The organism is Lacrimispora amygdalina, assembly GCF_900205965.1.
In the GTDB taxonomy this organism is placed as follows: domain Bacteria; phylum Bacillota; class Clostridia; order Lachnospirales; family Lachnospiraceae; genus Lacrimispora; species Lacrimispora amygdalina_A.
In genome coordinates this window covers 86340-111272 of the sequence record NZ_OAOF01000006.1, presented here as the reverse complement: position 1 = coordinate 111272, position 24933 = coordinate 86340, and the positions used below count along the sequence as shown (strand labels likewise).

At 43.1% G+C, this 24933-nt stretch carries 24 protein-coding genes; all 24 read right to left on the bottom strand.

Features of this window, described 5'->3' with window-relative positions; translation table 11 throughout:
• Nucleotides 1-79: 79 nt before the first annotated feature.
• Entirely contained in the window at nucleotides 80-715 is a 636-nt protein-coding gene (locus tag CRO04_RS10375; RefSeq protein ID WP_097004174.1) for an AAA family ATPase, read from the bottom strand.
• Nucleotides 716-844: 129 nt separating this feature from the next.
• On the bottom strand, nucleotides 845-1759 hold the full coding sequence (locus tag CRO04_RS10370) for an RluA family pseudouridine synthase (RefSeq protein ID WP_097004173.1): 915 nt from the start codon (nucleotides 1757-1759) through the stop codon (nucleotides 845-847).
• Nucleotides 1756-2274 (bottom strand): signal peptidase II, encoded by a 519-nt coding sequence (gene lspA, locus CRO04_RS10365; RefSeq protein ID WP_097004172.1) that lies wholly within the window; start codon nucleotides 2272-2274, stop codon nucleotides 1756-1758. Before lspA ends, CRO04_RS10370 begins: the two co-directional genes overlap by 4 nt.
• A 9-nt stretch (nucleotides 2275-2283) precedes the next feature.
• Nucleotides 2284-3372, bottom strand: a complete 1089-nt coding sequence (gene aroB / locus CRO04_RS10360) for a 3-dehydroquinate synthase (RefSeq protein ID WP_207654431.1) — start codon at nucleotides 3370-3372, stop codon at nucleotides 2284-2286.
• Between the two features lie 232 nt (nucleotides 3373-3604).
• Nucleotides 3605-4123 (bottom strand): cell division protein SepF, encoded by a 519-nt coding sequence (locus CRO04_RS10355; RefSeq protein ID WP_097004170.1) that lies wholly within the window; start codon nucleotides 4121-4123, stop codon nucleotides 3605-3607.
• Nucleotides 4120-4824 carry a YggS family pyridoxal phosphate-dependent enzyme gene (locus CRO04_RS10350; protein WP_097004169.1) on the bottom strand — a complete coding sequence of 235 codons (705 nt, stop codon included), beginning with the start codon at nucleotides 4822-4824 and terminating at the stop codon, nucleotides 4120-4122. The genes CRO04_RS10355 and CRO04_RS10350 overlap by 4 nt, the downstream gene beginning before the upstream one ends.
• 12 nt (nucleotides 4825-4836) lie before the next feature.
• Entirely contained in the window at nucleotides 4837-6258 is a 1422-nt protein-coding gene (locus CRO04_RS10345; protein ID WP_207654437.1) for an HlyD family efflux transporter periplasmic adaptor subunit, read from the bottom strand.
• Between the two features lie 159 nt (nucleotides 6259-6417).
• A complete protein-coding gene (locus tag CRO04_RS10340) occupies nucleotides 6418-6837 on the bottom strand; it encodes a twitching motility protein PilT (RefSeq protein WP_097004167.1) in 420 nt (139 codons plus the stop codon).
• Nucleotides 6838-6926: 89 nt separating this feature from the next.
• Nucleotides 6927-7895: a D-alanyl-D-alanine carboxypeptidase family protein gene (locus tag CRO04_RS10335; RefSeq protein WP_097004166.1), complete on the bottom strand. Its 969-nt coding sequence runs from the start codon at nucleotides 7893-7895 to the stop codon at nucleotides 6927-6929.
• Nucleotides 7896-7910: 15 nt separating this feature from the next.
• Entirely contained in the window at nucleotides 7911-8306 is a 396-nt protein-coding gene (gene mgsA / locus CRO04_RS10330; protein ID WP_097004165.1) for a methylglyoxal synthase, read from the bottom strand.
• 16 nt (nucleotides 8307-8322) lie between these two features.
• Nucleotides 8323-9447 (bottom strand): FtsW/RodA/SpoVE family cell cycle protein, encoded by a 1125-nt coding sequence (locus CRO04_RS10325; RefSeq protein ID WP_097004164.1) that lies wholly within the window; start codon nucleotides 9445-9447, stop codon nucleotides 8323-8325.
• 2 nt (nucleotides 9448-9449) lie between these two features.
• Nucleotides 9450-9728, bottom strand: coding sequence for a cell division topological specificity factor MinE (gene minE, locus CRO04_RS10320; protein WP_097004163.1), 279 nt, complete (start codon nucleotides 9726-9728; stop codon nucleotides 9450-9452).
• 11 nt (nucleotides 9729-9739) lie between these two features.
• Nucleotides 9740-10531, bottom strand: coding sequence for a septum site-determining protein MinD (minD, locus tag CRO04_RS10315; RefSeq protein ID WP_097004162.1), 792 nt, complete (start codon nucleotides 10529-10531; stop codon nucleotides 9740-9742).
• 34 nt (nucleotides 10532-10565) lie between these two features.
• On the bottom strand, nucleotides 10566-11231 hold the full coding sequence (gene minC / locus CRO04_RS10310; protein ID WP_097004161.1) for a septum site-determining protein MinC: 666 nt from the start codon (nucleotides 11229-11231) through the stop codon (nucleotides 10566-10568).
• Between the two features lie 20 nt (nucleotides 11232-11251).
• A complete protein-coding gene (locus CRO04_RS10305) occupies nucleotides 11252-14092 on the bottom strand; it encodes a penicillin-binding transpeptidase domain-containing protein (protein ID WP_097004160.1) in 2841 nt (946 codons plus the stop codon).
• Nucleotides 14085-14603 carry a rod shape-determining protein MreD gene (gene mreD / locus CRO04_RS10300; protein ID WP_097004159.1) on the bottom strand — a complete coding sequence of 173 codons (519 nt, stop codon included), beginning with the start codon at nucleotides 14601-14603 and terminating at the stop codon, nucleotides 14085-14087. Before mreD ends, CRO04_RS10305 begins: the two co-directional genes overlap by 8 nt.
• 11 nt (nucleotides 14604-14614) lie before the next feature.
• Complete coding sequence (gene mreC / locus CRO04_RS10295; protein WP_097004158.1) at nucleotides 14615-15499, bottom strand: rod shape-determining protein MreC; 885 nt, start codon at nucleotides 15497-15499, stop codon at nucleotides 14615-14617.
• A complete protein-coding gene (radC, locus tag CRO04_RS10290; RefSeq protein WP_097004157.1) occupies nucleotides 15500-16195 on the bottom strand; it encodes a RadC family protein in 696 nt (231 codons plus the stop codon). It lies immediately after the preceding gene.
• A 50-nt stretch (nucleotides 16196-16245) separates the two neighbouring features.
• On the bottom strand, nucleotides 16246-16497 hold the full coding sequence (locus CRO04_RS10285) for a DUF4321 domain-containing protein (RefSeq protein WP_097004156.1): 252 nt from the start codon (nucleotides 16495-16497) through the stop codon (nucleotides 16246-16248).
• Between the two features lie 90 nt (nucleotides 16498-16587).
• Complete coding sequence (locus CRO04_RS10280; protein ID WP_097004155.1) at nucleotides 16588-17868, bottom strand: aminotransferase class I/II-fold pyridoxal phosphate-dependent enzyme; 1281 nt, start codon at nucleotides 17866-17868, stop codon at nucleotides 16588-16590.
• A gap of 5 nt (nucleotides 17869-17873) precedes the next feature.
• The gene (gene miaA, locus CRO04_RS10275) at nucleotides 17874-18824 is read right to left on the bottom strand and encodes a tRNA (adenosine(37)-N6)-dimethylallyltransferase MiaA (protein ID WP_099458944.1); all 951 of its coding nucleotides are present in this window, start codon (nucleotides 18822-18824) and stop codon (nucleotides 17874-17876) included.
• Nucleotides 18821-20761, bottom strand: a complete 1941-nt coding sequence (gene mutL, locus CRO04_RS10270; RefSeq protein WP_097004153.1) for a DNA mismatch repair endonuclease MutL — start codon at nucleotides 20759-20761, stop codon at nucleotides 18821-18823. Before mutL ends, miaA begins: the two co-directional genes overlap by 4 nt.
• Before the next feature lie 18 nt (nucleotides 20762-20779).
• The gene (gene mutS / locus CRO04_RS10265) at nucleotides 20780-23434 is read right to left on the bottom strand and encodes a DNA mismatch repair protein MutS (protein ID WP_097004152.1); all 2655 of its coding nucleotides are present in this window, start codon (nucleotides 23432-23434) and stop codon (nucleotides 20780-20782) included.
• A 27-nt stretch (nucleotides 23435-23461) separates the two neighbouring features.
• Nucleotides 23462-24904: a tRNA (N6-isopentenyl adenosine(37)-C2)-methylthiotransferase MiaB gene (gene miaB / locus CRO04_RS10260; RefSeq protein ID WP_097004317.1), complete on the bottom strand. Its 1443-nt coding sequence runs from the start codon at nucleotides 24902-24904 to the stop codon at nucleotides 23462-23464.
• Nucleotides 24905-24933: the final 29 nt, after the last annotated feature.

The following is a 24933-nucleotide window of genomic DNA, read 5'->3' as shown; positions in this document are numbered from 1 at the left end:
TATCATAGAAGTGAATACAGAAACAGGCGCATCGCTCGAAATAATGGATACGCCTGTTTCTGTTATTTGATTGTTTCTGTTATTTGTTTTTGCCCTTCATTTTCACATCCACGTACTTAAGGATTAAGTCTACCGTTCCGTCTACTCCAATCGCACTGCGGTTGATGCATAAATCATAGCTTCTAACATCCCCCCACTTTTTGTTGGCATAGTAATTGTAATAGCTGGACCGCTTTTTATCTGTTTTAACCATGACTTCCTTTGCCTTGCCTTCATCAATCTGATACAGATCTTTTAACGACTGAATCTTATCCTTATCATCTGCAGTAATAAATATAGAAACCAGATTCGGGTTATCCGCCAGTGCATAGTCTGCGCATCTTCCAACAATGACGCAGGACTCTTCTTCTGCAAGTTTCTTAATTGTATCGAACTGCGCCAGAAAAATCTTATGATTGATCGGCATATCCATATAACCAGAGCTGGATAATCCTACGGAATATGTATCCATAACCAAGGAATATAAAAAGCTGTTGGTAGGCTTTTCATCATGAGTTTGAAACAATTCCTCACATAAACCACTGTTTTTTGCAGCCAGTGCTAATAACTCCTTATCATAGCATTTAATTCCAAGGGCTTTTGCCAGCTTATCACCAATAATCTTACCAGAACTTCCGCATTGTCTACCAATTGCAACCACTAAGTTTTCACTCATATTGATCACTCCTTCCAGTCATCTTATAATACTATTATACAACTAAATTTCTGAAAAATCCATATTTCATCTAAATTTAACAGTTATCAATACATTTTGCCCGTAAAAAAACCACCCGGACTTTATCGTCTAGGTGGCTCGTAATTTACGAAGTAAATCTTCAAAATATTCCGGTAAAGGTGCCTGAAATTCCATATATTCACCAGTCGCAGGATGAATGATTCCCAGCACTCCTGCATGCAAAGTCTGCCCTGTCAGGCGGTAAGGGCACTTTGAAGGTCCGTAAACAGAATCACCAAGAAGGGGGTGCCCCATACTTGCCATATGCACACGGATCTGATGAGTCCGTCCTGTTTCCAGCTGGCATTCCACATAGGTAAACTGCCTGAACCTCTCCAGAACACGATAATGTGTTATTGCATCTCTGCCATTCTTTTCATTTACACTCATCTTCTTCCGGTCTACGGGATGACGACCGATTGGTGCATGGATGGTACCTTCCTCTTCTTTCAATGATCCATGTACAATTGCATAATATTTTCTTGTTATGGAATGGTCCTTCAGCTGCTTTGCAATCGAGTTGTGAGAACTGTCATTTTTACAGACAATCAAAACGCCTGTAGTATCCATATCAATGCGGTGAACAATGCCAGGACGCATAACTCCATTAATTCCTGATAAATCACCACGGCAATGTGCCATTAAAGCATTCACCAGTGTTCCTGTATAATGTCCGGCGGCCGGATGAACCACCATACCTTTGGGTTTATTAATGAGAATAATATCCCGGTCCTCATATAGAATATCCAGATCAATGTCCTCCGGCTCAATCTCCGGCTCAACTGCCTCCGGAATATTTACAAGGATCTTGTCTTCGGCACAGACTTTATAATTACTTTTTACCGTTTTCCCATTTACCAAAACACTCTCATCTTTCAAAAGCTTCTGTATATAGGAACGGGAGATCTCTTGATTTCGCTCACTTAAGTAACGGTCTATGCGGTTTCCTGCTTCTTCCGCCAGCACATTATATTCCTGATTCAAGCCTGTTCCTCCTTCTTCCTATAAGACAGGCATTGTAAATCTTCTTCCTTATAATGAAATAAAAACAATAGGAGAAAAAAGAACATGGAAACAGTAACATAACAGTCCGCAACATTGAAAATCGGAAAATCAATTAATTTAAAATATAAAAAATCCACTACATAGCCTCTGGTAAAGCGGTCTATCATATTCCCCACTGCACCAGCAGAGAGAAACATTGCAACTACGTGTAAAGGCAGATATTTTCTTGTAGCCGGCATGCGGCTGATGGCATATACAGCACAAGCCAATACCAATATGGCAATCAATAAAAAGAAATACTGTTTTCCCTGAAGCATTCCAAAGGCAGCACCACGGTTTTCTGAATAGTATAATTCAAAAACACCATTCCAGATAGAATAGGGCTTCTGCCCCATTAAATGTCTGACTGCAAGTAACTTCGTCCATTGATCAAGTCCGATGGCGCAAAAAAAGCCAATGAACAATCCGATGATTAATTTTGTTTTTTGTTTCATGAGTTCTCCTTATGCTAAAATCAGGGCCAGCCCTTCTGTCATTTCTTCTTCGGATACGGTTTTATCCACATATGCTTTCCCGATTTCTTCCAGCAAAATAAAGCGTATGGTTCCTGAATCCATTTTTTTATCACTCTTTGTAGTTTTTACAATTTCAACAGGTGATAAACCAGTTACAGTTACCGGCATATGATACAGCTTCATCATATTCAGAAGTACAGGAAGCTGGTTCTCTTGAATCATCCCCCGATTCACAGAGATCACCATAGCAGCAATGCAGCCCAGACCCACGCAATGACCATGAAGAAGGCGGAAATCAGAAAGCTTCTCAATGGCATGCCCCAGGGTATGTCCCAGATTTAAAAGTGCCCGCTCCCCCTGTTCGGTAGGATCTATTTCAACCACATCCCGCTTGATCCGGTTGCTGACTGTAACCATCTCGCTTAATATATCAAGCTTGCGGCTCTGTATCTCACAGGCATGATCCTTCAGCCACTGATAGTAGGAGGCATCCCTGATCAGACCATGCTTTATCACTTCTCCCATACCGGAAGAGAACTGCTCCTCTGATAATGTCTTTAAGGATGCGACATTGGTATAAACTAACTTTGGCATGTGAAACGCACCAACCATGTTTTTGTATGCGTCAAAATCAACTCCGGTTTTTCCACCTATGCTTGAATCCACCTGTGAGAGAAGTGTGGTTGGTACCTGAATAAAGGAAATACCTCTCAGATAAGTGGACGCTGCAAATCCGCACAGATCCCCAACAACGCCGCCGCCTAATGCCAGCAGATAATCGTATCTGTCAAACTGTTTGACTATAAGGGTTTCATATAATTTTCGCACTGTATCCAGATTTTTATGTTCTTCTCCTGCAGGAAAAATGTAATGTTCTGTCTTTTGAAAGCAGCCTGAAATAATCTGTTCAACTTCATTAAGATAAAGAGGAGCCACGTTCGTATCTGAAACGATACAGACTTTACGCTCCCCTAAATTCAGATTCATCAGTTCTTCCCTTAATCCTTCAAATGAAGTTTCCATCACTATATCATAAATAAAGGTACCTTCCATATGTACCGGCATTCTGCTTCCCATGCTGCTCTTCCTCCATTGCATCGTGTCATAATCCTCTATTAAGGAACACCCTTCGGGCACCCCTTTATGTCCAGAAAGCGTGGACAATAATATGGAGCACCCTTCGGGCACCCCTTTATGTCCAGAAAGCGTGGACAATAATATGGAAGAAAGCAAACAATTTTTCCTGTCCAAACAAATGGTATGGAAAAATGCCTGCTTGTCCCATTAAGAGAAACCTTATTATTATGGATTAAAGGCGCAGATTCATTCCGCCCATATCCAGACTTCCGCTGTTTAATAAATCCTGAAAATCTCCCGATAGCTCAACCGATTCCGGCGTAGCTATAAAAATATAATTAGATATTTTCTGCAGATTACCATTCATCGAATAAGTAGCACCGGATGTAAAATCTATAATTCTCTGAGCCACCTCAGTATGGATTCCTTCCATGTTAAGTACAACCGCCTTACCTGCAAGCATGTGATCACAAATTTCCTTTGCATCCTCTATAGAGGTAGGCTTCACCATGGAAACCTCCATAGAGCGGGACTGCTTCATGGGAACTACCTTGGGAGAGCGTGATAGGAAACGGGGCTTTTGTTCATACTCCTCTTCATCATAGTAATCATCTTCTGTTTTTTTTGAAAAGAGGGTTTTCTTCGCATGTTTATCGCTATCATCTTCATAGTCGTCATCTAAATAGTAATCGTCTTCATCATCTGTATCATTCAAGCGCATGCTATCCATCAATTTGCCTAAAATGCTCATACTTCATTCTCTCCAATCTTATATCTTGTACCAAAAATACCGGTACCGACTCTTACCAGAGTAGCCCCTTCTTCTATGGCGATTTCATAGTCTCCAGTCATACCCATTGAGAGCATATTCATATTAACATTATCAATGTTTTTCCTTTGCATGTCAACATAAAATTTACTTAATTTTTTAAAAACAGGACGATTTTGCTCAGAATTTTCTACAAAAGGTGCAATAGTCATGAGTCCTTTTATACTAATATGGGGAAAAACAGAAATATCACGGAGTGCCTGCTCCGTTTCCTCTAACCGAAAGCCAAATTTAGTTTCTTCATTTGCAACGTTTACTTCCAATAGAATGCTCACACAAATCTCTTTCTTCGCTGCTTCTTCCTCGATCTGTTCAGCCAGTCTGACGGAATCCACGCTGTGGATCAGCACAGCCTTATCAATTACCTGTTTTACCTTATTGCGCTGTAAATGACCGATCATGTGCCAGTGTATATCATCAGGAAGCAGTTCATATTTGTCACAAAGCTCCTGTACTTTATTTTCTCCAAAATCACGAATTCCGGATTCATAGGCATCGATGATCATATCTGCAGGTTTTGTCTTGCTGACAGCGATCAGAGTAACCTCTTTGGGGTCACGGCCGCATCTTCTGCAGGCTTCTTCTATCCGGCTTTGTACTATTAAAAGATTTTCTTTCACCAAATTAATCACCTCTTATTGATAAATTAGTTCTCCCTCATTGACTAAATCTGCGTTGAGAACGATATGGTCATAAACTGCAAGTCCGTACGTCATATTCTTTTTTACGGTATAATATTCATCGTTGGAAGCCAATACATCAATCTGTTTAAAAACCGCATATCCTTTGTTGATGTTATAAACGCCCTGCAGAGAATCACTGGGGCCAATCTGATAGCGTTCCGTTGAATTGGGTTTTACGATATAATCCCCTGCTTTAAAGCCATCAGCCTGATCCATCTCTATGTAATAATTATTCCCCTCCGAATAATAGATCTCTGTGGGAACAAATACCACTGAGGTACCTGATTCAGAATATACCTCTTTGTTAAAACCAGTATCAGAGCTGTCTCCACCCTGAGTCATATAATCCATAGGAACCAGATAAAAGTCTTTCTTGGTTACAGCTGTCACAGGGATTTTAAGCCCATCCACCCGGTCCGAAACGATTTCAAAATCAACGTACCGTTCTGAAACAAACTGTACCATATATTTATCTAAGTCAATCTCTCCAAAACTTTTCCCATCTGTACCTGTAATAACAGAAAAGCTTCCAGTAGCCTTTAAATCCCGGCCGGAAAATACTACTGTCAGATCTTTTTTATCTCCATAAGCCTTTATGTCATCATCCGACATTGGAAAAAGAATTGACCACTGGTCAGAAGTTATAGTTTTATAAACAGGAGATCCCTTTTCAATCAGCTTTCCTGACTGCGTCTTGCTTTTTGTATAGCTGCTGCGGTCAAAAACGGCTTCTGAAACAGCCGATGGCTGCAGGCCTTCATAAGAATCAACACCATAGGATATAATCCCTGCCTGATCAGCTTTTACCTGTTCAAAACTGATCCCTGCCTCATCCATCTTATTTTCCAGATTATCCATAACATTAAAATTCATATATTCCATTACTTCAGCTTCCAGAGTATATTTTGTATCATATACAGAGCGAAACTGGTTATTATCATAAGTAAGGCTGAATGCGGTCAGCTGTTTTTTTAATTCAGTCAGATTCTCCGAAGTCAATGTTACGCTGTCCTGGGAATGCTCCTCCAGAAATGAAGTAATGCTTCCGGTTTCATCAATGGAATAAACCCTTGTTCCTGCAGCTGCACGTTTCCCTTCCCGCACGTAATAATTCACATATCCGGAACGGTCTGCATTCTTCACTTCTTCCTGTCTTAGTATAATTCCCTTATAATCATTACTGTTAACAATACTGCCTTCCTGCACCTCGTAAAATTGTACCTTGTCTCTGCGTGCATAGGTAATTACACTAAAGACCATATATACAAAAATCAGTGCAAAAATAATCATACCAACATTGATATTCAGAGGCCGCCGATAACGGATGATCTTTTTGTTTTTTTTGGGATGAGCAGCCTTCTTTGACGGCTGCATTGCCTTTTGTTTAGCCAACCTGACGCCTCCTTTCCTTTTAGCTATTATAAAAGGAAACATAAAAAAATTCAAGCATAACATGGAATCCGCATGACAGTACCCATGTACTTACTAAATAATAAAGGGGACTGGCACGCAGTCCCCAATTCCTATCTATGATTATAATGAAACAACCACATTAGCCCTGGTGTTCCCCGGTATATTGTCTGCATCAACAGAAACGCTGAGAACGAAGGTAATATGATACTTTTCACCAATCTTTTCCAAAGTTGCTATGGTCTCTGATATGTCTTCACCCTCCAGGCAGGCCAGCTTTAAAAAGCTGTCAAAGAACATCATCTCCAAATCATGGTCCTGAGATATGATACCACAGATAAAACCAATAAATCCTTCGCTTGATGTAATTGGATACTCATTTACATTAATGAGGCGGATCTTGTTGCTTAATTCGTACATATGCTTCGAACTTTTGTCCAAATATACAATTGAGCCCTTTGAGTCTTTTACAGCGGAATTAGCTCTGTCTAACAGATGCTTTGTTTTCCCCTTACCCTTTTTTCCTGCTATTATCTGCACCATAGCACTCTCCTCCTTGTGTTATATGATTTGTATAAAAAGTCTATTCAGATTAATATAATTATAGTACAAATTCATAAGAAAGGCAATCACTATTCCACAATTTTATTCAGGATATTTGACATATTATCATAAAGACCGGCATGATCCGGGGCTTTTAAAACAACTGAAATATACTCTTTATTTGAAGGATCAGAACTTCCCATAATCAGACAGCTTCCTGCAGAAAGTGTGGTTCCGGTTTTTCCTCCCAGAACAGTAAGACCGTCAGGAGTACTGCGTTCCCCTGTCATATACCAGTTGGTTCCCTTCCAGACAGCGTTCACCGTTTTCCCATTGCTTCCCTGATAGGATGTTCTATACTCAGCCGTACCAATAATTTTACGAAACTCAGGATATTTCAGCGCTTCATTGAAAATGAGATAAAGGTCATAAGCTGTCGTATAATGATCTTCATCACTTAGACCATGAGGGTTCACAAAATGTGTCCCAGTCGCTCCAAGTTCCTTCGCCTCATCATTCATCATCTGGGCAAACTGGTCAATACTTCCTGCCATATTCACAGCAATAGCAGCACCTGCATCATTCCCGGAAGGAATCAAGAGACCATACAGCAGCTGTTCCATCGTCAGCTTATCTCCCGGTTTTATACCGCACAAGCTGGCCCCTGATTCTTTAATCACAGCTTCCCTGGTCACTGTCACCTCATCCGATAATTTTCCATTCTTAATGACCAGAAGCGCAGTCATAATCTTGGTTATACTGGCTGGATATAATTTTTCAAAAGGATTTTTTGCAAATAATACAGTATTATCAGATAAATCAAAGACAGCGGCAGCTTCTGCTGTCACTGCTTCATCCAAATCAGCAGTATTCTCCGATACCACACAGAGATCATGAGCAAAGGGTTCCGATTTACCAGCCACAGAAGCAGACTGGTAAAGGGCGGTCCTTTCAGAAAATTCATAAGGATTGTCAAGTTTATGAAGACCGGCGCAGCCCGTCAGGAAAAGTGCGCTTAAGATGATGCAGCCTGATGTCACAAAAACTTTTCGTTTCACTTATCTCTACCTCTGTTATTTATACATCTCTCGCCATTCCAGATCGCCGCGCTCCAGAGATTTAATTAATAATTCTGCTGTGGCGAGATTGGTAGCAAGAGGTATGTTGTGCATATCACAGGTTCTCATGATATTTACAATGTCCGGTTCATGGGACTTCTGTGTCAGAGGATCCCTTAAAAAAATCACAAGATCAATCTCATTGTGTTCAATCTGAGAACCTAATTGCTGCTCTCCGCCCAGATGACCTGCCAGATATTTATGAACATTTAAATTTGTAACTTCTTCAATCAAACGTCCTGTAGTTCCTGTGGCATATAACATATGCTTACTTAAAATACCTCTGTACGCAATGCAGAAATTCTGCATCAGTTTTTTCTTTGAATCATGGGCAACTAATCCTATATTCATAACGATATACCTCCTTTTAATTACCGATTTTGCGTTGCAGTCCAACGTTCAGCACCAGACCCATTCCCATGAAAATACTGATCAGGGAGCTCACTCCCGAACTGACGAATGGCAGCGGCAGACCTGTATTGGGAAAGATCTGTGTCGCAACCGCGATGTTGGAAAAAGCCTGGAAGCCGATCAGGGCTGCCATACCGGTACAAATCAGTTTGCCGGACATGTCTTTTGCTTTGGATGCAGTATAAAGACACTCAAATACAACCAGTCCAATAAGAGCAATGACAATCACACTGCCTCGAAATCCCATCTCTTCGCCTATTATCGCGAAGATAAAATCCGTTTCACCGGCTGATAAAAAGTTTCCGTCTTTCACAGAAGCAATGGTTGTATTAAAAAGTCCCTTTCCCTGAAGCTGTCCGGAACTGATTGCCATAATTGAATTTTTTTGCTGGTATAAGTTTTCCGCATACTGTTCCGCATGAGGATAAATCCACGCAAGGATACGTCGTGCCTGATAACCGTGTATAAACGGAATTAAGCCTTTCGTCAGCAGAAATATAAATAAAAAGCCTGCCGGCACAGCAATTGCCAAAACACCGCCGATCCATCGGTAACTGATTCCGGCCGAATACACCATACATAGTATGATGACAATAACAACCAGACTGGTAGATAAATTGGGTTCTGCAAAAATAAGACCTATGGGGATTACTGCCAGAAGCGCAGCCAGTCCCACCATGACAGGCGTATTCATCTTTTCCTGGTATTTGTTCCAATACCAGGAAAAGAATACAATTAAACCTATTTTTACAAATTCAGAAGGCTGGATCCTCCCGATGCCGGGAATGTGAATCCACCTGGTCGCCCCTCCTGCCGTATGCCCCATTACTAGAACGGCCCCCAGCAGCAGAATGCAAAGTCCATAAACCAGAACATAAAGCTTAACCAATTTACGGTAATCAATGATAGATAGCCCTATTGCCAGTGCAAAACCCACCATTACTCCGATAATCTGTTTTGTTACGATAGCGGAATCCTGGTTGGAGGCACTTGCCACAACTAAGATTCCAATGACTGCCAGTGACAGCATGTACAAAACTAACCGGTAATTATAATATTTAAAATTGTAGTCTAAAAACATAGTCAGTATATCCCCTTATCAGGTACATCGCGAATAGGGATGTTTGCATAAAGCACCGGTGTAAAACGTTCACAATCCGGCTGCTTTAATTTTTTCATCTGTATCTCTATTCTGTCGGAATCAATATCCATGTAACGTGAAACGACACGGATCATATCGTCTTTTATCATCTGCATGATCTCAGGAGAACAGTCAGCCTTGTCCGCAACCAGCAAAAGTTTCAGACGATTTCTTGCAATTTCTCCTGAATTCTTCTTACCGAATACAGGAAACAGGCTCATGTCAGACCCCCCTATGCTCTTCTTAAGAGATGCGAGAGTCGAAAGAACAGACCTTCCCGTACTGCCGGATTCTGAATCGGTATGTTCTCACCGATAATCCTTCTGCATACGTCCATATAAGCCTGTCCGGCCGGAGTCCCCATGCCTACGAGAGGCTCCCCCTGGTTGGTGGAAATGACGATATCCTCGTCATCTGGAACAGCACCGATAATATCAATGGCCAGAATGTCCATGACATCATCAAGAGACATCATATCTCCCCGTTTCACCATATCAGCCCGGATCCTGTTAACGATCAGTTCTATGCTGCCCATATCAGCAGCTTCCAAAAGACCAATAATCCGGTCTGCATCCCGGATTGCGGACACCTCCGGAGTTGTTACAACAATGGCTCTGTCAGCTCCTGCAATTGCATTCTGAAAGCCCTGTTCAATCCCGGCCGGACAATCTAACAGAATATAATCAAAATCTTCTCTTAAATCATCGACCAGCTTCACCATCTGACCGGGGGTTACTGCAGTCTTGTCCCTCGTCTGTGCAGATGGCAGTAAAAATAAATTTGGGTATCTTTTGTCTTTAATCAGGGCCTGCTTCATACGGCAGTTCCCTTCTACCACGTCTACAAGATTGTAGACAATGCGGTTTTCCAGACCCATTACAACATCCAGGTTCCGAAGTCCGATATCTGTATCGATCAGGACTACTTTCTTACCCAGAATTGCCAGTCCGGTACCAACATTGGCAGAAGTTGTCGTCTTGCCTACCCCGCCTTTTCCAGAAGTGATTACGATGATCTCGCTCATACCATATCCTCCTGTTTTTATACCTCATTCTATTTTACCTTAATTTTCGGAATATTTCCACACTTTTTTTCATTGGTTTAATTAAGACTTTATTATTTTCCAGATAAGCCTTCATCGGTCCGCGCCCAAGACGCCGGCCTCTGCCGTCAAGTCCGCTGCTGCAGTCAGCAATCCTCAGCTGGGTGGGTGCCATCTCAAGAGCCGTAATCAGTGCGCCCTTATTACCTGCCACTCCTGCACAAACGGTACCGGAAATTTTTCCAAGAACCACCACATTCCCCTTTGCCAAGACTTTGGCACCCTTTAGGACATCCCCTATGACCACTATGCTTGCTTCTGATTCTAAAGTCTCTCCATTTTGTAAATTGCCTTTAAAGAACTGCCCTGTCTGACAGGAGAGTTCCATCAGTTTTTCGTTCAGTGCTTTTTCGCATCGTCTGATGCGGTTCGCATCTGTATCCACCAGACAGATGATTTCCACATTAGAATTCTCTGTAATCTTGTTAATGACAGCAAATTCTTCTTCAGCTGTAACTTCTCTGCCCTCTATGGTCAGAGTCATTTGTGCAGATCCCCAGAATTTGGCATGATCTCCGAATTTTTTCCCTATGTCAGACAGAAGCTGAGGGAAGGGGATATCCGGATCCAGGATAACAGTCATACCAGCTTTGTTGCTTTTTATTACTACGGTATCATGCATCATATCACCTCTTATCCTCGTTAGTCGCGAATGTTGACCTTTGCTGCATCCAGGGCGCCTGCGTTTACAATGGATTCTAAGTCTATATAACCATAATAATACTTATAGACATTCTTCGCAATGTTAGCGGCGTTCGATGATGAATAGCCATACGGAATATTCACTGTTACACAGATTTCCGGATTGTTATATGGCGCATAAGAAATGAAGAACGCATGATTCGGTTTGTTGCGGGCCTCCTGGGCAGTTCCCGTCTTGCCGGCAATCTCCACTTCAAGGTCAGCAAATAATCTCTTAGTTGAACCGTTAGCAATCACTTCTCTCATTCCCTGTTGTACAGTATCCCACGTTGAGTCCGCCGCGTCAATATGAGAAGAAATCTCAGGGGTATAATCTTTAATCAGATTACCTTCAGAATCCGTTGTTTTGTCAAGTAAACTAAGTTCAAAAACAGTTCCCCTGTTTGCTATGGCAGCCACATACCTGGACAGCTGTACATTGGTATAGGCATGACTTCCCTGACCCATGGCAGAACGTTCCGGCGCCTCTTTTGAAATCTGCGGATCAAGCTCTCCAATCTCCACCCCGGATTTGTGATCCAGCCCGAATTTTGATGCATATCTGCGCAAAACTTCCAGTCCGGCATCAGGTGAATAAGTTCCGCTTCCATCAGTCGATAAACGGTGGCCTAAATCTGCAAAGAAATAGTTGCAGGAGTTTTCAATTCCTCCCACGATGTTAAGCGGTCCATGCTGTCCCGAATAGATCCAGCATTTGATGGGAGGCTCTACATCTGTATAAATTCCTGTACAGTTAATGGTTTCATCCGCAGTGATTGCATACTCCTCTAAAGCAGCCACTGCTGTAATCGGCTTAAATGTGGATCCCGGCGCCTTTCTTGTCTGGGTAGCATTATTATACAGTGGCAGGGATAAGTCCGCCTGGAGCTGGCTGAAATAAGAGCCGTCACCAATCCGGTTGTTATCGTATCCCGGATAAGAAACCAGTGCAAGAACCTCGCCTGTTTTATCATTGGTCACTACCACTCCGGCATTACAGGGAGACAGTGCCAGTTGTGCCGGAGTAATCTCAAGAGCAGACAATTTTTTTAACAGAAAATGATAAGCGTCTCCGGTTGCTTTTAATTCTGCCATATCCTGCGGGTTTTCTTTCAGTACCCCCTGGTCGTATAAAGCCAGGCAGAGTTCCTGCCCGGTAATGGTATCACTATTAATTAAATAACGGTAAATCTTCTTGGTAAAATTTCTGTCTTCCTTAAGTCCGTCTAACACATAGTCCACCAGTGCTTTAAAGGTATCATCAGCACTGGAATATTTGCTGTCGGTTTCCAGTTTCGTGGAATCAATCCAACCATTGGCAATTCCATAATAAAGAAATTCCCTCAGACTGATTTCATCTGCTTTCCATGCCTTATATTCGTCACTGCCTTTATCCATGGCCTCTTCTTTGATTATTCCAACTGTTGGTTCGGAAAGATAGCTGTAAACGTAAAACAGATAGGCCTTCGTATCATCCGGAAGATTCTTCATTACCGCTGCATGAGGACTCATCAGTTCGTTTCGAAGCCCATCAAATATCTGTTTTTGGGATGCTTCATACTTCCGGTATATATTTTTCTCGGTATCGGAGGCATCCACTGACTCAATTTCCTTCAGAGACAGAACATTGTTATTAATCAGCTGAAAATAAGCATCTTTTACCGGAATCTTCATATTCGATCCGTCTGTCGTACTGCCGGTCTGATAATCTCCGTTTACTATGGTCTTAATCAGGACACCGGCCAGAGATTGTTCGATCAGATGATAAATCCCCTTTTGAAGATCGGCATTCAGTGTTAAATATACATCATTGCCGGCAGAGGCATCGGTTTGATCCTTGGTTTCCCGGATTCTGCCCACACTGTCTTTATAAATCGTTTTCTTCCCTTTTGTCCCCTGCAGCTCATGCTCCATTGTATACTCAATGCCTGTCCGTCCTACAATATCATTGATATCATAATCACCTTTACGGCTCTGCAGCTCTTCCAGCTGTTCCTCCGGAACTTTGCCGGTATAACCGATTACAGGGGCGAAAGGAATGCTGTCATTATATGCACGTATGGTGGACTCCTCCACCGTTACACCCTGCATATCCCCGACATGCTCCAGAATATCGGCCACCGTCTCGTCAGATACTTCTGTCGCCACTGCAGTCGCCTCATATTTCCGGTACGACATCAGACGAAGTGCATACTTGATATTAATAATGTCCAGTGCCTCCTGGTCCGTGACGGATAAATCATTCAATCCGTTATCCTCCCTGACGCGTTCGAACAATTCTCTGGCACTTAAATTTGAAGGATAGCGCCCCTTTTCATCGTCTAAATCTTCGACTCTCTTTAATCCGTAGTAATCACGCAGAAACCGCTTTCTTGCAGATTCAGAGGAAGAAGTATAAACCATATCTCCATTGGAATCAAGAGCTACCTCAAATTTTCCCTGCACAGTTTCTCCGTGCTTTTGAAGAATCTTCACCAGCCTTAAGTACATACGGTTTTTATCTTCAGATTTCTTATAGGCACCAATATCCTGCAGCATGACGGAATATGCCAGTTTATTGTATGCCAGCACTTTTCCATTCCTGTCATAGATATTCCCTCTGGTACCGGCAGTCGTAATGGTCTGCTCTGTAAGCTGCAGGTAATCATTCAGAGCTTTTTCCCCATTAATAATCTGCATATTGAACAGCTTGTGAATCAGTCCGGTGTACATGATAAAGCAGATAATTCCTAATACAAAAAGGCGGGATAACGCCGCTTTCCTGATTAATTCTCTTATGATCTCCAACAAATCCCTAAACAATAGTCGAATCACCTCTTTTTTCTATCTCCTCCAGGCGGCGGTTCATAATCAGGAATAACCGATAAAGAAGAAGTGTGGTTACAACTGTAAAAATAATCTCCGGAAGCACCAGATTGATAAAGTAGAATCCAATTCTAAGCTTCTGACGGATTAAAAAACGGAACACATAGATGTATAAGTTATACGCCAGCTCGTTCAATACACTTAAAATTAACGGCAGCGTAATATAGTCTTCATAATAGTACCTGGTGCAGATTCCATTCATATAACCCACAAAAATAAAAATCAGGGTATAAAAACCAAAGGGGCCGCTGTAAAACAGGTCCATAAGAAGGCCGGATAACAGACCGTAGTACATCCCCGCTTCCTTCCCATGCATGAACCCAAAAGAAAATGTCAGAATTAAAAGCAGATTGGGCGCAGCCGAAAGAAACGGAAGCAGGGGAAATATACAGTTTTGTATGGTAAATGCCAGTATAATCAGCAGTACGTTAAATAAAATCCGTCTCATGTTACTCCTTTTCACTGCTTAGAAGCGCTTTCACTTTCTGAAGCCGGGGCAGATTCCCCTTCCTTCATCATATCGGCCTTCAGCTGGGTAATCACAAGTACTTCCTGAAGGCTGTCAAATTCCGCTGCCGGAATTAAATATCCGGATTTCGTAACATTATTCGTATCGTTGGTAATATCGGACGCATATCCTACCAGAATTCCGGGTAAAAATACAGAGCTGATATTAGATGTAACAATCTTATCTCCGTCTTTTAAATCGCTGTCCTTTAGTACATTGGTAATTCTTAACCTGCCGTCTTTAAACAAGGTTAAATCACCTGCAACGATACAGCTGTCGCCGGACTGCATAGCCATGCCGCTGACCCGGCTGGAATCATCAATAATAGAACGAACAGTAGCATAATTGGCACCTACATCTGTGACAATTCCCACAAGTCCGCCGCCAGCCACCACATTCATATCGGTTGCAATACCGTCTTTGGAGCCTTTGTCAATACGAAACACCTTAAACCAGTTGCTTGAATCATTGGCGATTACTCTGGCTCCCACTTTCGTATACTGACCGTATTCCTGATCCAGGCTGTACAGCTCTCTTAATCGTTTTAATTCAAATTCTTCTGACTGCAGTCTGGTATTTTCCTCCGTCAGCTGGGTAATGAGATCCTTCATATCCTTATTCTCAACCAATGCATCCTTTAACTTGGCATAATCCGTGATCTCATCATAAATAGCAGACCCCACTGAATTGACTCCAGACTGTACCGGAATCAGAAAATAACCCACTCCTGTCCGCAGAGGTGTAAGCCACTCATCATGAATCGAAGTCAGTCCTATCAGGAGGACACAAAAAACTGTTAATGCAATCAGAATATATTTGCTGCGCTTTGGTTCCATCTATATAATTCCCCGTTCTTTTAAACTGATATAAGAGTTATCTCCTATAATAATATGATCCAGCAGTCTGATCCCAATTAATTCCCCTGCTTCCTTCACCCTGCGGGTGATTGAAAGATCCTCCCTGCTGGGAGCCGGATCTCCGCTGGGGTGATTGTGAACCAGAACCAGGCTGACTGCATGATGCCTGACTGCTTCAATGAAAATCTCCCTGGGAGATACAACGGAAGCATTCACCGTTCCCTGAGAGATCATAATGTCCTTTATAAGGGCACCCTTTGTGTTTAAGAGCATGACAAAAACCTGCTCCTGCTCCCTGTGACGCATATCCTCTACAAAGTAATTGACGATATCCTTAGGATTGTGGAAATCAATCCCATTGGGACAGGCCGTCCGTTTCCAGATTCTCCGGGAAAGTTCTCCAATGCATAAAAGCTGTGCACCTTTTACACGGCCGATTCCCTTGACCTGCATAAGTTCCTGCATGGAAAGATGCAAAAGCCCTAAAATACCCTCTCTCGGATAGTTTAAGGCCAGAATTTTTTGTGCCAGTGCCAGAGAATTATCCTCTCTGGAGCCTGTACGGATGATAATGGACAGAAGTTCCGCATCACTTAAACCTTCTGTTCCTTCTCTCAAGCACTTTTCACAGGGCCTTTCATCCTTTGGGATGTCTTTCATCGTTATTCGTTCCATATGCCTCCTGCCGTTACTCTCCAGGTACGTATTAGACATATACGAAAAAATCAAATCAATCGATACGCAATAAGGGCTGCAGCCATTCCTATAATGCCAGCCATGGTGATTTTAATATGAATGCCGAAGGTGATAACCAGAATACCCAAATTGACAATCACCGGAGTATCAAAGCCAAATGACTGACCAGTATTTAACCAGGACAGCCATGAGATTGTCTTGGTCAAATCTCCAACAAAGCCACCAATAACAACACCGCAAAGCATAAGAAGAAGCAATACCCAGTAATTTTTACCTCTCATTTGTTACGATACTCCTTTTTGTTTCCTGGCAGGATTGACCATACCTATCAAAATATTCTAGCATAATTTTACAGTTGTGTATACCTTTTTTTACAATACAACCAATCCTGCTTCCAGAAGTTTCTGGAGTGACATTAAAATTCCCAGCTTCGCATGGTACCAGGTAAGACCTCCCTGAAAATAAACCGCATAGGGAGGCTTAATCGGAGCATCTGCGCTTAATTCGATGGAAGATCCCTGTACAAACGCGCCGGCAGCCATGATGACGGGAGCGTCGTAGCCGGGCATATCCCATGGCTCAGGAGCAACAAAGCTGTCCACAGGCGCCGCTGCCTGTATTCCCTGACAGAAGGCAATCACACCCTCAGGATTTCCGAAGGTGACAGCCTGTATGATATCATGTCGGGACTGGTTTGCGTCAGGAACAACCGGAAAGCCCAGCTTTTCATAAATATTTGCTGCAAATACAGCTCCCTTTAATGCACCGGCCACTACAGTGGGGGAAAGAAAGAGCCCCTGATAAAAAGACTGATTCAGCCCCAGGCTCGCTCCTACTTCTTTTCCCAGTCCAGGTGCGCTAAGGCGGTACGAAGAGCGTTCAATGCATTCTGCTTTCCCCGCAATATATCCGCCGATTGGAGCAAGACCACCCCCCGGATTTTTGATCAGAGATCCCACAATCATATCGGCTCCAACATCAGAAGGTTCAATTCGTTCCACAAACTCACCGTAGCAGTTATCTACCATGCAGATGACTTCCGGTTTGATTTTCTTAATAAATGCAATCAGTTCACCGATCTGTGCAACAGAAAATGTAGGGCGGGTATCATATCCTTTTGAGCGCTGTATGGTAACCAGGCGGGTTTTTTCATTTACTGCTTTTGCAATAGAATCATAATCAAAGGTTCCATCACCCAGAAGATCAACCTGACGGTAAACGACTCCGTATTCTTTCAGCGATCCGGTGCTCTCCCTGATTCCGATTACTTCCTCAAGCGTATCATAGGGTTTTCCAGCCGGGGACAGAAGTTCATCCCCAGGACGCAGGTTCCCGGACAATGCGACGGAAAGCGCATGGGTACCGCTGATTAAATTGGGTCTTACCAGTGCGCTTTCTGTATGGAAAACACTGGCATAGACTGCTTCCAGCGTATCGCGGCCCAGATCATTGTACCCGTAACCTGTGGTTGCTGCAAAATGAATGTCACTGACCCGGTTTTCCTGCATGGCTTTAATAACTTTCATTTGATTATATTCAGCGTTCTTGTCAATTTCTTCAAATCTGGACTTTAAATCCGCCTCAATCTGCCCGCCAAATTCAAGCACCTTACGGCTGATTCCAAGTTCCTCATACATACGTTCTATTTCCATGATCCTTAGTTCTCCAATCCAGTTATCTCTTTTGTATCCTGTACTATTTTATCTAAAACCCGGTCCAGATCATAATCAAAATCAGGAAGATATAAATCCCGGACCTCCCGTTCCCGTTTAAACCAGGTAATCTGCCTTTTTGCAAAATGTCTGGTATCCCGCTTCAGGATATAGACAGCTTCCTCAAGGGTACAGTCTCCCTGCAGATAATCCAGTATTTCTTTATATCCCAGCCCCTGCATGGATACCATATTTCTGGTGCAGCCCATTTCCTTTAACCGTTTCACTTCTTCAACCAATCCCTGTTCCATCATCAGATCCACACGGCGGTCAATTCTCTGATACAGGACAGATCTGTCCATATTGACTGTATAGTAAAGGAAATCATAAGGGGAAGATTTTTCCCTTTCCCGACGGTTGTGTTCTGAAATCATCTCCCCGGTCTGTCTGAAATATTCGATTGCCCGGATCACCCGTTTCAGATTGTTGGGATGAATCTCTCTGGCTGAAACCGGATCAATTCCGCATAGGATCTCATGAAGATATTCTCCTCCTTTTTCCCTTCCCAGCAATTCCAGTTCTTCCCGTATAGAGGAATCTTCCCCTGTTTCCGTAAAATCAATGTCGTAGAGAAGCGCCTGGATGTAGAAACCGGTTCCTCCTGTCACAATAGGAATATTACCGTGAGAATAAATTGTATTCACTGCATCCTTTGCCATTTTCTGAAATACAGCAACATTAAATTCTTCATCCGGATTTAAGACGTCTATTAAGTAGTGGGGAACCCCTTTTTTCTCCTCTTGTGTGATCTTGGCAGATCCAATATCCATGTGTCTGTATACCTGCATGGAATCTGCACTGATAATTTCTCCTCCGATTGTCCGGGCAAGGCGGACCGAAAGTTCTGTTTTACCCGCAGCTGTAGGACCGGTAATAATAATCAATGGTTTCATCAGACAATCCTCTTAAATTTCTTTTCTAGTTCATACCTGCTCATGGAAATGATGGTTGGCCTTCCGTGGGGGCATGCATATGGATTTTCCAGTTTCAGAAGCTGGTCGATCAGTTCGTTGGCTTCTGCTGCAGATAGGGCATTTCCGCCCTTCACTGCAGCTTTGCAGGACATAGATGCCACTTTTTCATAAATAATCCCCGGATTGCTAAACGATGAATCCTCGGATAAGCTGTCAATCATTTCAATCAGCAGCTCTTTTTTTGCAATGGAGAACAAATTAGCCGGAACTCCCCTCACCGCAAACTCTCTGCCGCCAAACGGCTCAATTTCAAAGCCCATATCTGTAAAAACGGACAGGTGCCGGTTTAATAATATCTCCTCATTCCGGTTTAAGGTAAGAATGACAGGCGGATTAAGCATCTGAGATGTATATTCCCTGGTTTTAAGTGTTGCCATGGTTTTCTCATATAAAACCTTTTCATGAGCCGCATGCTGGTCAATAATATAAAGCTGGTCAGAAAACTCCACAAGCCAGTAGGTATCAAACAACTGACCGATTAATTTATGCCTGATCCTGGACTGGGGCTCCAACAGCCTGCCATCAAACAAATCCAGCTGCTCAGGCTTTTGTGCCGGTTCCTGTGCTGGTTCCTCTTTTACCGGTTCCGGCTGTTTCGCTGCAGCCGTATCGTTGGAAACAGGGGCAGAAGGCGCCAGCCAGTTCTCTTTCAGTTCATCCGGCTCTCTGACATTATCAGGCATAGGCGGAATCAGCCGTTTTGGGAAGGCAGTCCCTTCCACTGGCTTTTTTTCACTGGCAACAGCTGTTTGATTCATCGCCATCAGCCGGTGGCTTTCAAAGGGTTCCGGTGATGGCTGCAGCTTTTTACCAGGCATCGTATCTTTTTTGTCTTCCCCGCCTTTCATCAGACTGACCTCCGGAATCAGCTCCTTATGGGCCAGCGCATTGGCTACTGCCTGATAAACCATATGATAGACCAGTTCTCCGTCACGGAAGCGGAGTTCCATCTTGGTGGGGTGAACATTCACATCCAAAAGCTCAGGCTCTATATTAAAATGAAGCATGGTAAACGGATACTTATGCTGCATCATAAACGGCCGGTACGCTTCTTCAATGGCGCGTGAAATAATACTGCTTTTAATAAATCTGCCGTTAATGAAATAATTCTCGTAATTCCGGTTGCCCCGGGCTATAACTGGCTTACCGATAAACCCATGTACCGTAACTTCCGCTTTTTTTGCCGTAACCTCAAGGAGATTAGAGGCAATCTCCCTGCCAAATACCGTGTAAATAATATCTTTCAGGTTATGATTGCCCGCTGTATGAAGCTTATTTTGATTGTTTTGTATAAAACGAATGGATACTTCCGGATGGGACAATGCCAGCTTTTCCACAAGATCAGCCACATGTGCTCCTTCTGTAACCGGTGTCTTCAAAAACTTTTTCCTTGCCGGAGTATTAAAAAACAAGTTCCGGGCAATAAAGGTTGTTCCTTCCGGTGCACCGATTTCCTCAATGGACCGCTCGATACCGCCCTCGATCTGATATCTGGTTCCCGTCAACCCCACACTGGTCTTCGTTATAATCTCCACCTGTGAGACCGATGCAATACTGGCAAGAGCCTCACCGCGGAACCCTAAGGAGGATACGGTAAACAGATCTTCTACCGATTTAATCTTGCTGGTGGAGTGGCGCAGGAAAGCAAGGGGAACCTCTTCCTTGGGAATCCCGCAGCCATTATCCGTTACCCGGATAAATGATGTTCCACCCTCTTTGATTTCCACCGTAACAGCTGTAGCTTTTGCATCAATCGCGTTTTCCAAAAGCTCCTTTACCACAGAAGCAGGACGTTCCACAACCTCTCCTGCTGCTATCTTGTTAATCGTATTTTGATCCAGTACGGTTATATTTGCCATGGCACCTGCTCCTTCTTCCTATTGCCAGCGGTTTTTCAGTTTGGTCTGCAGACGGTATAACGTATTAAGCGCGTCAATAGGAGTCATATTTCCAAGCTGAAGTTCCCCTAATTCCCGGATAATATCGTCATCCTTTACCGTATCAAAAAGAGACATCTGCTGCAAGTCCACTTCATCGGGCCTGGGAACGGCCTTATGCTGGGTCAGACTTCCGTTTGATTCTGCTATCTCTTTCGCCTTAGCCGTAATATCAGCATCACTTAACTCTAATAGCAGTTCCTTTGCCCTGGATATGACTGTATCCGGGACGCCTGCAAGTTTAGCGACCTGAATTCCATAGCTTTTGTCTGCTCCGCCTTTAATAATTTTCCTTAAAAATACAATGTCATCTCCCTGTTCTTTTACAGCGATGCAATAATTATTGACTCCGTTCATCGTCCCTTCCAGCTCAGTAAGTTCATGATAATGGGTGGCAAATAAAGTCTTTGCTCCCAGGAGTTTTAAATTACTGATATGTTCCACAACTGCCCAGGCAATGCTCAGTCCGTCAAAGGTACTGGTTCCTCTTCCGATTTCATCGAGGACGATCAGACTGTTTTTGGTGGCATTGCGGAGAATATTGGCAACCTCTGTCATCTCCACCATAAAGGTACTCTGACCGGAAGCCAGATCATCAGAAGCACCCACACGTGTGAAAATCCGGTCGCAGATTCCTATGTTTGCTTCGTCTGCCGGAACAAAACAGCCGATCTGCGCCATAAGAACAATCAGCGCGGTCTGTCTCATATAAGTTGATTTACCAGCCATATTGGGACCGGTTATAATGGAAAGCCGGTTCTTGCCGCTGTCCAGATATACATCATTGGCTACAAACAGATCATCCCGAAGCATCTTTTCCACAACCGGATGGCGTCCGTTTTTAATATCGATAACCCCTTTTTCATTAATCTGGGGTTTAACATAGTTATTTCTGGTTGCTACCGCAGACAGGGAAACCAGTACATCTATCCCGGCAATGGCTCTTGCTGTTTTCTGAATTCTCAGCACCTTAGAAGCCACCATGTCCCTGACTTCACAAAACAGGTCGTATTCCAGGGAAAAAAGCTTGTCCTCAGCTCCCAGAATAATATCTTCCAGTTCCTTTAACTCGCTGGTAGTATAACGTTCCGCATTAGCCAGTGTCTGCTTACGGATAAAATAATCCGGCACAAGATCCTTAAAGGAATTGGTCACCTCAAAATAATAACCAAACACTTTATTATATTTGACTTTCAGATTCTTGATTCCGGTCTTTTCTTTTTCCCTTGCTTCTAATTCTGCCAGCCAGGTCTTCCCCTCCGTTTTCGCACTGCGAAGCTTATCCGCCTCTTCATGAAAGCCTTCCCTTATAATACCACCTTCCCGGATGGATACGGGCGGGTCTTCAATAATTGCCCGTTCAATGTAATCCTTGATATCATCAAGGGGATCCAGATCGTTATGCAAATCAGCTAAAAGTTCGCTGGTAAATTCCTTCAGCAGCGTCTTTATAAACGGAAGCATCTCCAGGGAATTCTTAAAGGAAATCAGATCCCTTGGATTGGCAGTCTTATAGCTGATTCTTGCAATCAGGCGTTCCAGATCATAGATTGGATTTAAATACTCACAGATCTCTTCTCTGGATATGTAATTCATATTCAGTTCTTCAATGGCATTCTGGCGCTTTATAATCTCCGATTTATGAATCAGCGGCTGTTCCACATAGGTGCGCAGCATTCTGGCTCCCATCGCCGTCTTGGTGCGGTCCAGGACCCAGAGAAGACTTCCTCTTTTCTGCTTCTCCCTCAATGTTTCAAGAAGTTCTAAGTTCCTTCTTGTGGATGTATCGATAATCATATACTGCCCTGTGGAGTAAGGGGTGATGGTCGTGATGTGGGAAAGACTGCTTTTCTGGGTTTCATACATATACTGCATGACTGCGCCTGCCGCAATCACGCCCATATCGTAATCATCCAGTCCAAGCCCGGAAAGGGCGCCTACCTGATAATGTTCTCTTAAAATTTTTCTGCAGACTTCGTCGGAAAAATAATGATGATCCAGAGATGAAACAACTGTATGATACCGGTTTTTTATTTCTTCTATATCCACACCTGACACATAGAAAGCTTCGTTGCATATGATTTCAGAAGGCGTAAATTTATTAATTTCATCGGTCAGTTCCCGGTCTGAGTCCACCTCAGTTACCAGAAAATCGCCGGTGCTGATATCCGCAACTGCGATACCGTAAGCTTCTCCGATGTAAACAACTCCCATCAGATAATTATTTCTTGTTTCATCAAGAGCCTGTGCGCTGGTTATGGTACCTGGTGTTACCACACGGATTACTTCCCGCTTTACAAGCCCCTTGGCCTGCCTTGGATCTTCCATCTGCTCGGCGATTGCAACTTTATAGCCTTTTTGCACCAGACGGTTTAAATAGGTTTCTACAGCATGATGAGGAACGCCGCACATCGGTGCACGTTCCTCTAATCCGCATTCTTTTCCTGTTAAAGTTATTTCCAGTTCTCTGGATACCGTAATCGCATCTTCAAAAAACATTTCATAAAAGTCTCCCAGCCTGTAAAATAAAAGGCAGTCCGGGTATTCTTTTTTTGTTTCTAAATAATGAGCCATCATTGGCGATAATCCAGCCATTCTCTTTTGTTTCCTCTTTTCTTTTGTTTATGCTCTTAAGGTTCCCATATAATAAAAGCCTTTGGATTCATCCAGGTACACATCCACGATTTTTCCGATCAGAGATGGATCGCCTTTAAAATGCACGGTCGTATTGTTGCTTAACCGCCCTGTTAAATACCCCTCTCCATGATCATTCACTTCCTCTGCCAGAACCTTTTGAACGGTATACACTTCTCTGCCGCAGACCTCAGCTGAAATCTGCTGGACTAAAGACAGAAGCCGGTCGAAACGATTCTTTACAACTTCATCCGGTACCTGATCCTCCATTTTCGCAGCCGGCGTTCCGGTACGCTTGGAATAAATAAAAGTAAATGCACTGTCAAAGCGTACCTTTCTTACAACGTCAAGAGTTTCCTCAAAGTCTTCCTCTGTCTCTCCCGGAAAACCTACAATTATATCTGTGGTCAGCGATATATCCGGCATGGCAGTACGGATTTTTTCAACCAGCTCTAAATATTTCTCTTTTGTATATTTACGGTTCATCATCTTTAAGATCCGGCTGCTTCCTGACTGAAGGGGCAGATGAAGATGGCGGCATACTTTTTTGGAGTTTTTCATGGCCTCAATCAGTTCATCGGATAAATCCTTGGGATGGGATGTCATAAAACGAATGCGCTCCAATCCCTCTACCTCATCTGCCTGGGTAAGAAGATCTGCAAAGCTGACAGGTTCTTCCAGGGTTTTTCCATAGGAATTTACATTCTGTCCCAAAAGCATCACCTCAACCACACCGTCATCAGCAAGTCCTTTAATCTCAGAGATAATATCCTTAGGGCTTCGGCTGCGTTCCCTTCCTCTTACATAAGGGACAATGCAATAGCTGCAGAAATTGTCACAGCCGAACATGATATTCACTCCGGACTTAAACGAATATTTCCGGTCAGCCGGAAGGTCTTCCACCACCTGGTCTGTTCCCTTCCAGATATCAACCACCATCTTTTTGGCTTCCAGACGCTGAAATAAAAGCTCTGCCAGCTTATAGATATTATGAGTTCCAAAAATCACATCTACAAACCGGTAGCTCTTTTTTATCTTTTCCACTACATCTTCTTCCTGCATCATACAGCCGCAAAGAGCGATGATCATATCAGGATTTTTCTTTTTCAGACTGTTTAAAACTCCAAGTCTTCCATAAACCTTCTGATTGGCATTCTCTCTCACTGTGCAGGTATTATAAAGTACAAAATCTGCTTCTTCCGTATCTGTCTGTACAAATCCCACAGCTTCTAAAATTCCCTGTAGCTTTTCAGAATCTCTGGAATTCATCTGACAGCCGAATGTCTGAGTGCAAAAGGTCATGGGGCGTCCGAGAGCCTCACTCCGGTGTTTTACGTACCTGCTTACTTTTGCCATAAAATAATATTGTCTCTCAGGTTCACTTACCGGCACATCCCCTGTTAAATCAATCTGATCTATATCAATCTGCATCTGAAAAATCCCTTTCATTCAATCTGTTT

Excerpts from the sequence above, each read along its gene's own strand:
- CRO04_RS10375 (WP_097004174.1), bottom strand. The coding sequence starts at position 715 with ATGAGTGAAAACTTAGTGGTTGCAATTGGTAGACAATGCGGAAGTTCT.
- CRO04_RS10280 (WP_097004155.1), bottom strand. The coding sequence starts at position 17,868 with ATGGAAATAGAACGTATGTATGAGGAACTTGGAATCAGCCGTAAGGTG.
- CRO04_RS10325 (WP_097004164.1), bottom strand. The coding sequence starts at position 9,447 with ATGTTTTTAGACTACAATTTTAAATATTATAATTACCGGTTAGTTTTG.
- mutS (WP_097004152.1), bottom strand. The coding sequence starts at position 23,434 with ATGGCTGGATTATCGCCAATGATGGCTCATTATTTAGAAACAAAAAAA.
- minE (WP_097004163.1), bottom strand. The coding sequence starts at position 9,728 with ATGAGCCTGTTTCCTGTATTCGGTAAGAAGAATTCAGGAGAAATTGCA.
- mutL (WP_097004153.1), bottom strand. The coding sequence starts at position 20,761 with ATGGCAAATATAACCGTACTGGATCAAAATACGATTAACAAGATAGCA.
- mreC (WP_097004158.1), bottom strand. The coding sequence starts at position 15,499 with ATGGAACCAAAGCGCAGCAAATATATTCTGATTGCATTAACAGTTTTT.
- miaB (WP_097004317.1), bottom strand. The coding sequence starts at position 24,904 with ATGCAGATTGATATAGATCAGATTGATTTAACAGGGGATGTGCCGGTA.
- CRO04_RS10345 (WP_207654437.1), bottom strand. The coding sequence starts at position 6,258 with ATGCAGCCGTCAAAGAAGGCTGCTCATCCCAAAAAAAACAAAAAGATC.
- radC (WP_097004157.1), bottom strand. The coding sequence starts at position 16,195 with ATGGAACGAATAACGATGAAAGACATCCCAAAGGATGAAAGGCCCTGT.
- CRO04_RS10340 (WP_097004167.1), bottom strand. The coding sequence starts at position 6,837 with ATGGTGCAGATAATAGCAGGAAAAAAGGGTAAGGGGAAAACAAAGCAT.
- minD (WP_097004162.1), bottom strand. The coding sequence starts at position 10,531 with ATGAGCGAGATCATCGTAATCACTTCTGGAAAAGGCGGGGTAGGCAAG.
- lspA (WP_097004172.1), bottom strand. The coding sequence starts at position 2,274 with ATGAAACAAAAAACAAAATTAATCATCGGATTGTTCATTGGCTTTTTT.
- aroB (WP_207654431.1), bottom strand. The coding sequence starts at position 3,372 with ATGGGAAGCAGAATGCCGGTACATATGGAAGGTACCTTTATTTATGAT.
- mgsA (WP_097004165.1), bottom strand. The coding sequence starts at position 8,306 with ATGAATATAGGATTAGTTGCCCATGATTCAAAGAAAAAACTGATGCAG.
- CRO04_RS10355 (WP_097004170.1), bottom strand. The coding sequence starts at position 4,123 with ATGAGCATTTTAGGCAAATTGATGGATAGCATGCGCTTGAATGATACA.
- CRO04_RS10285 (WP_097004156.1), bottom strand. The coding sequence starts at position 16,497 with ATGAGAGGTAAAAATTACTGGGTATTGCTTCTTCTTATGCTTTGCGGT.
- minC (WP_097004161.1), bottom strand. The coding sequence starts at position 11,231 with ATGCATGATACCGTAGTAATAAAAAGCAACAAAGCTGGTATGACTGTT.
- mreD (WP_097004159.1), bottom strand. The coding sequence starts at position 14,603 with ATGAGACGGATTTTATTTAACGTACTGCTGATTATACTGGCATTTACC.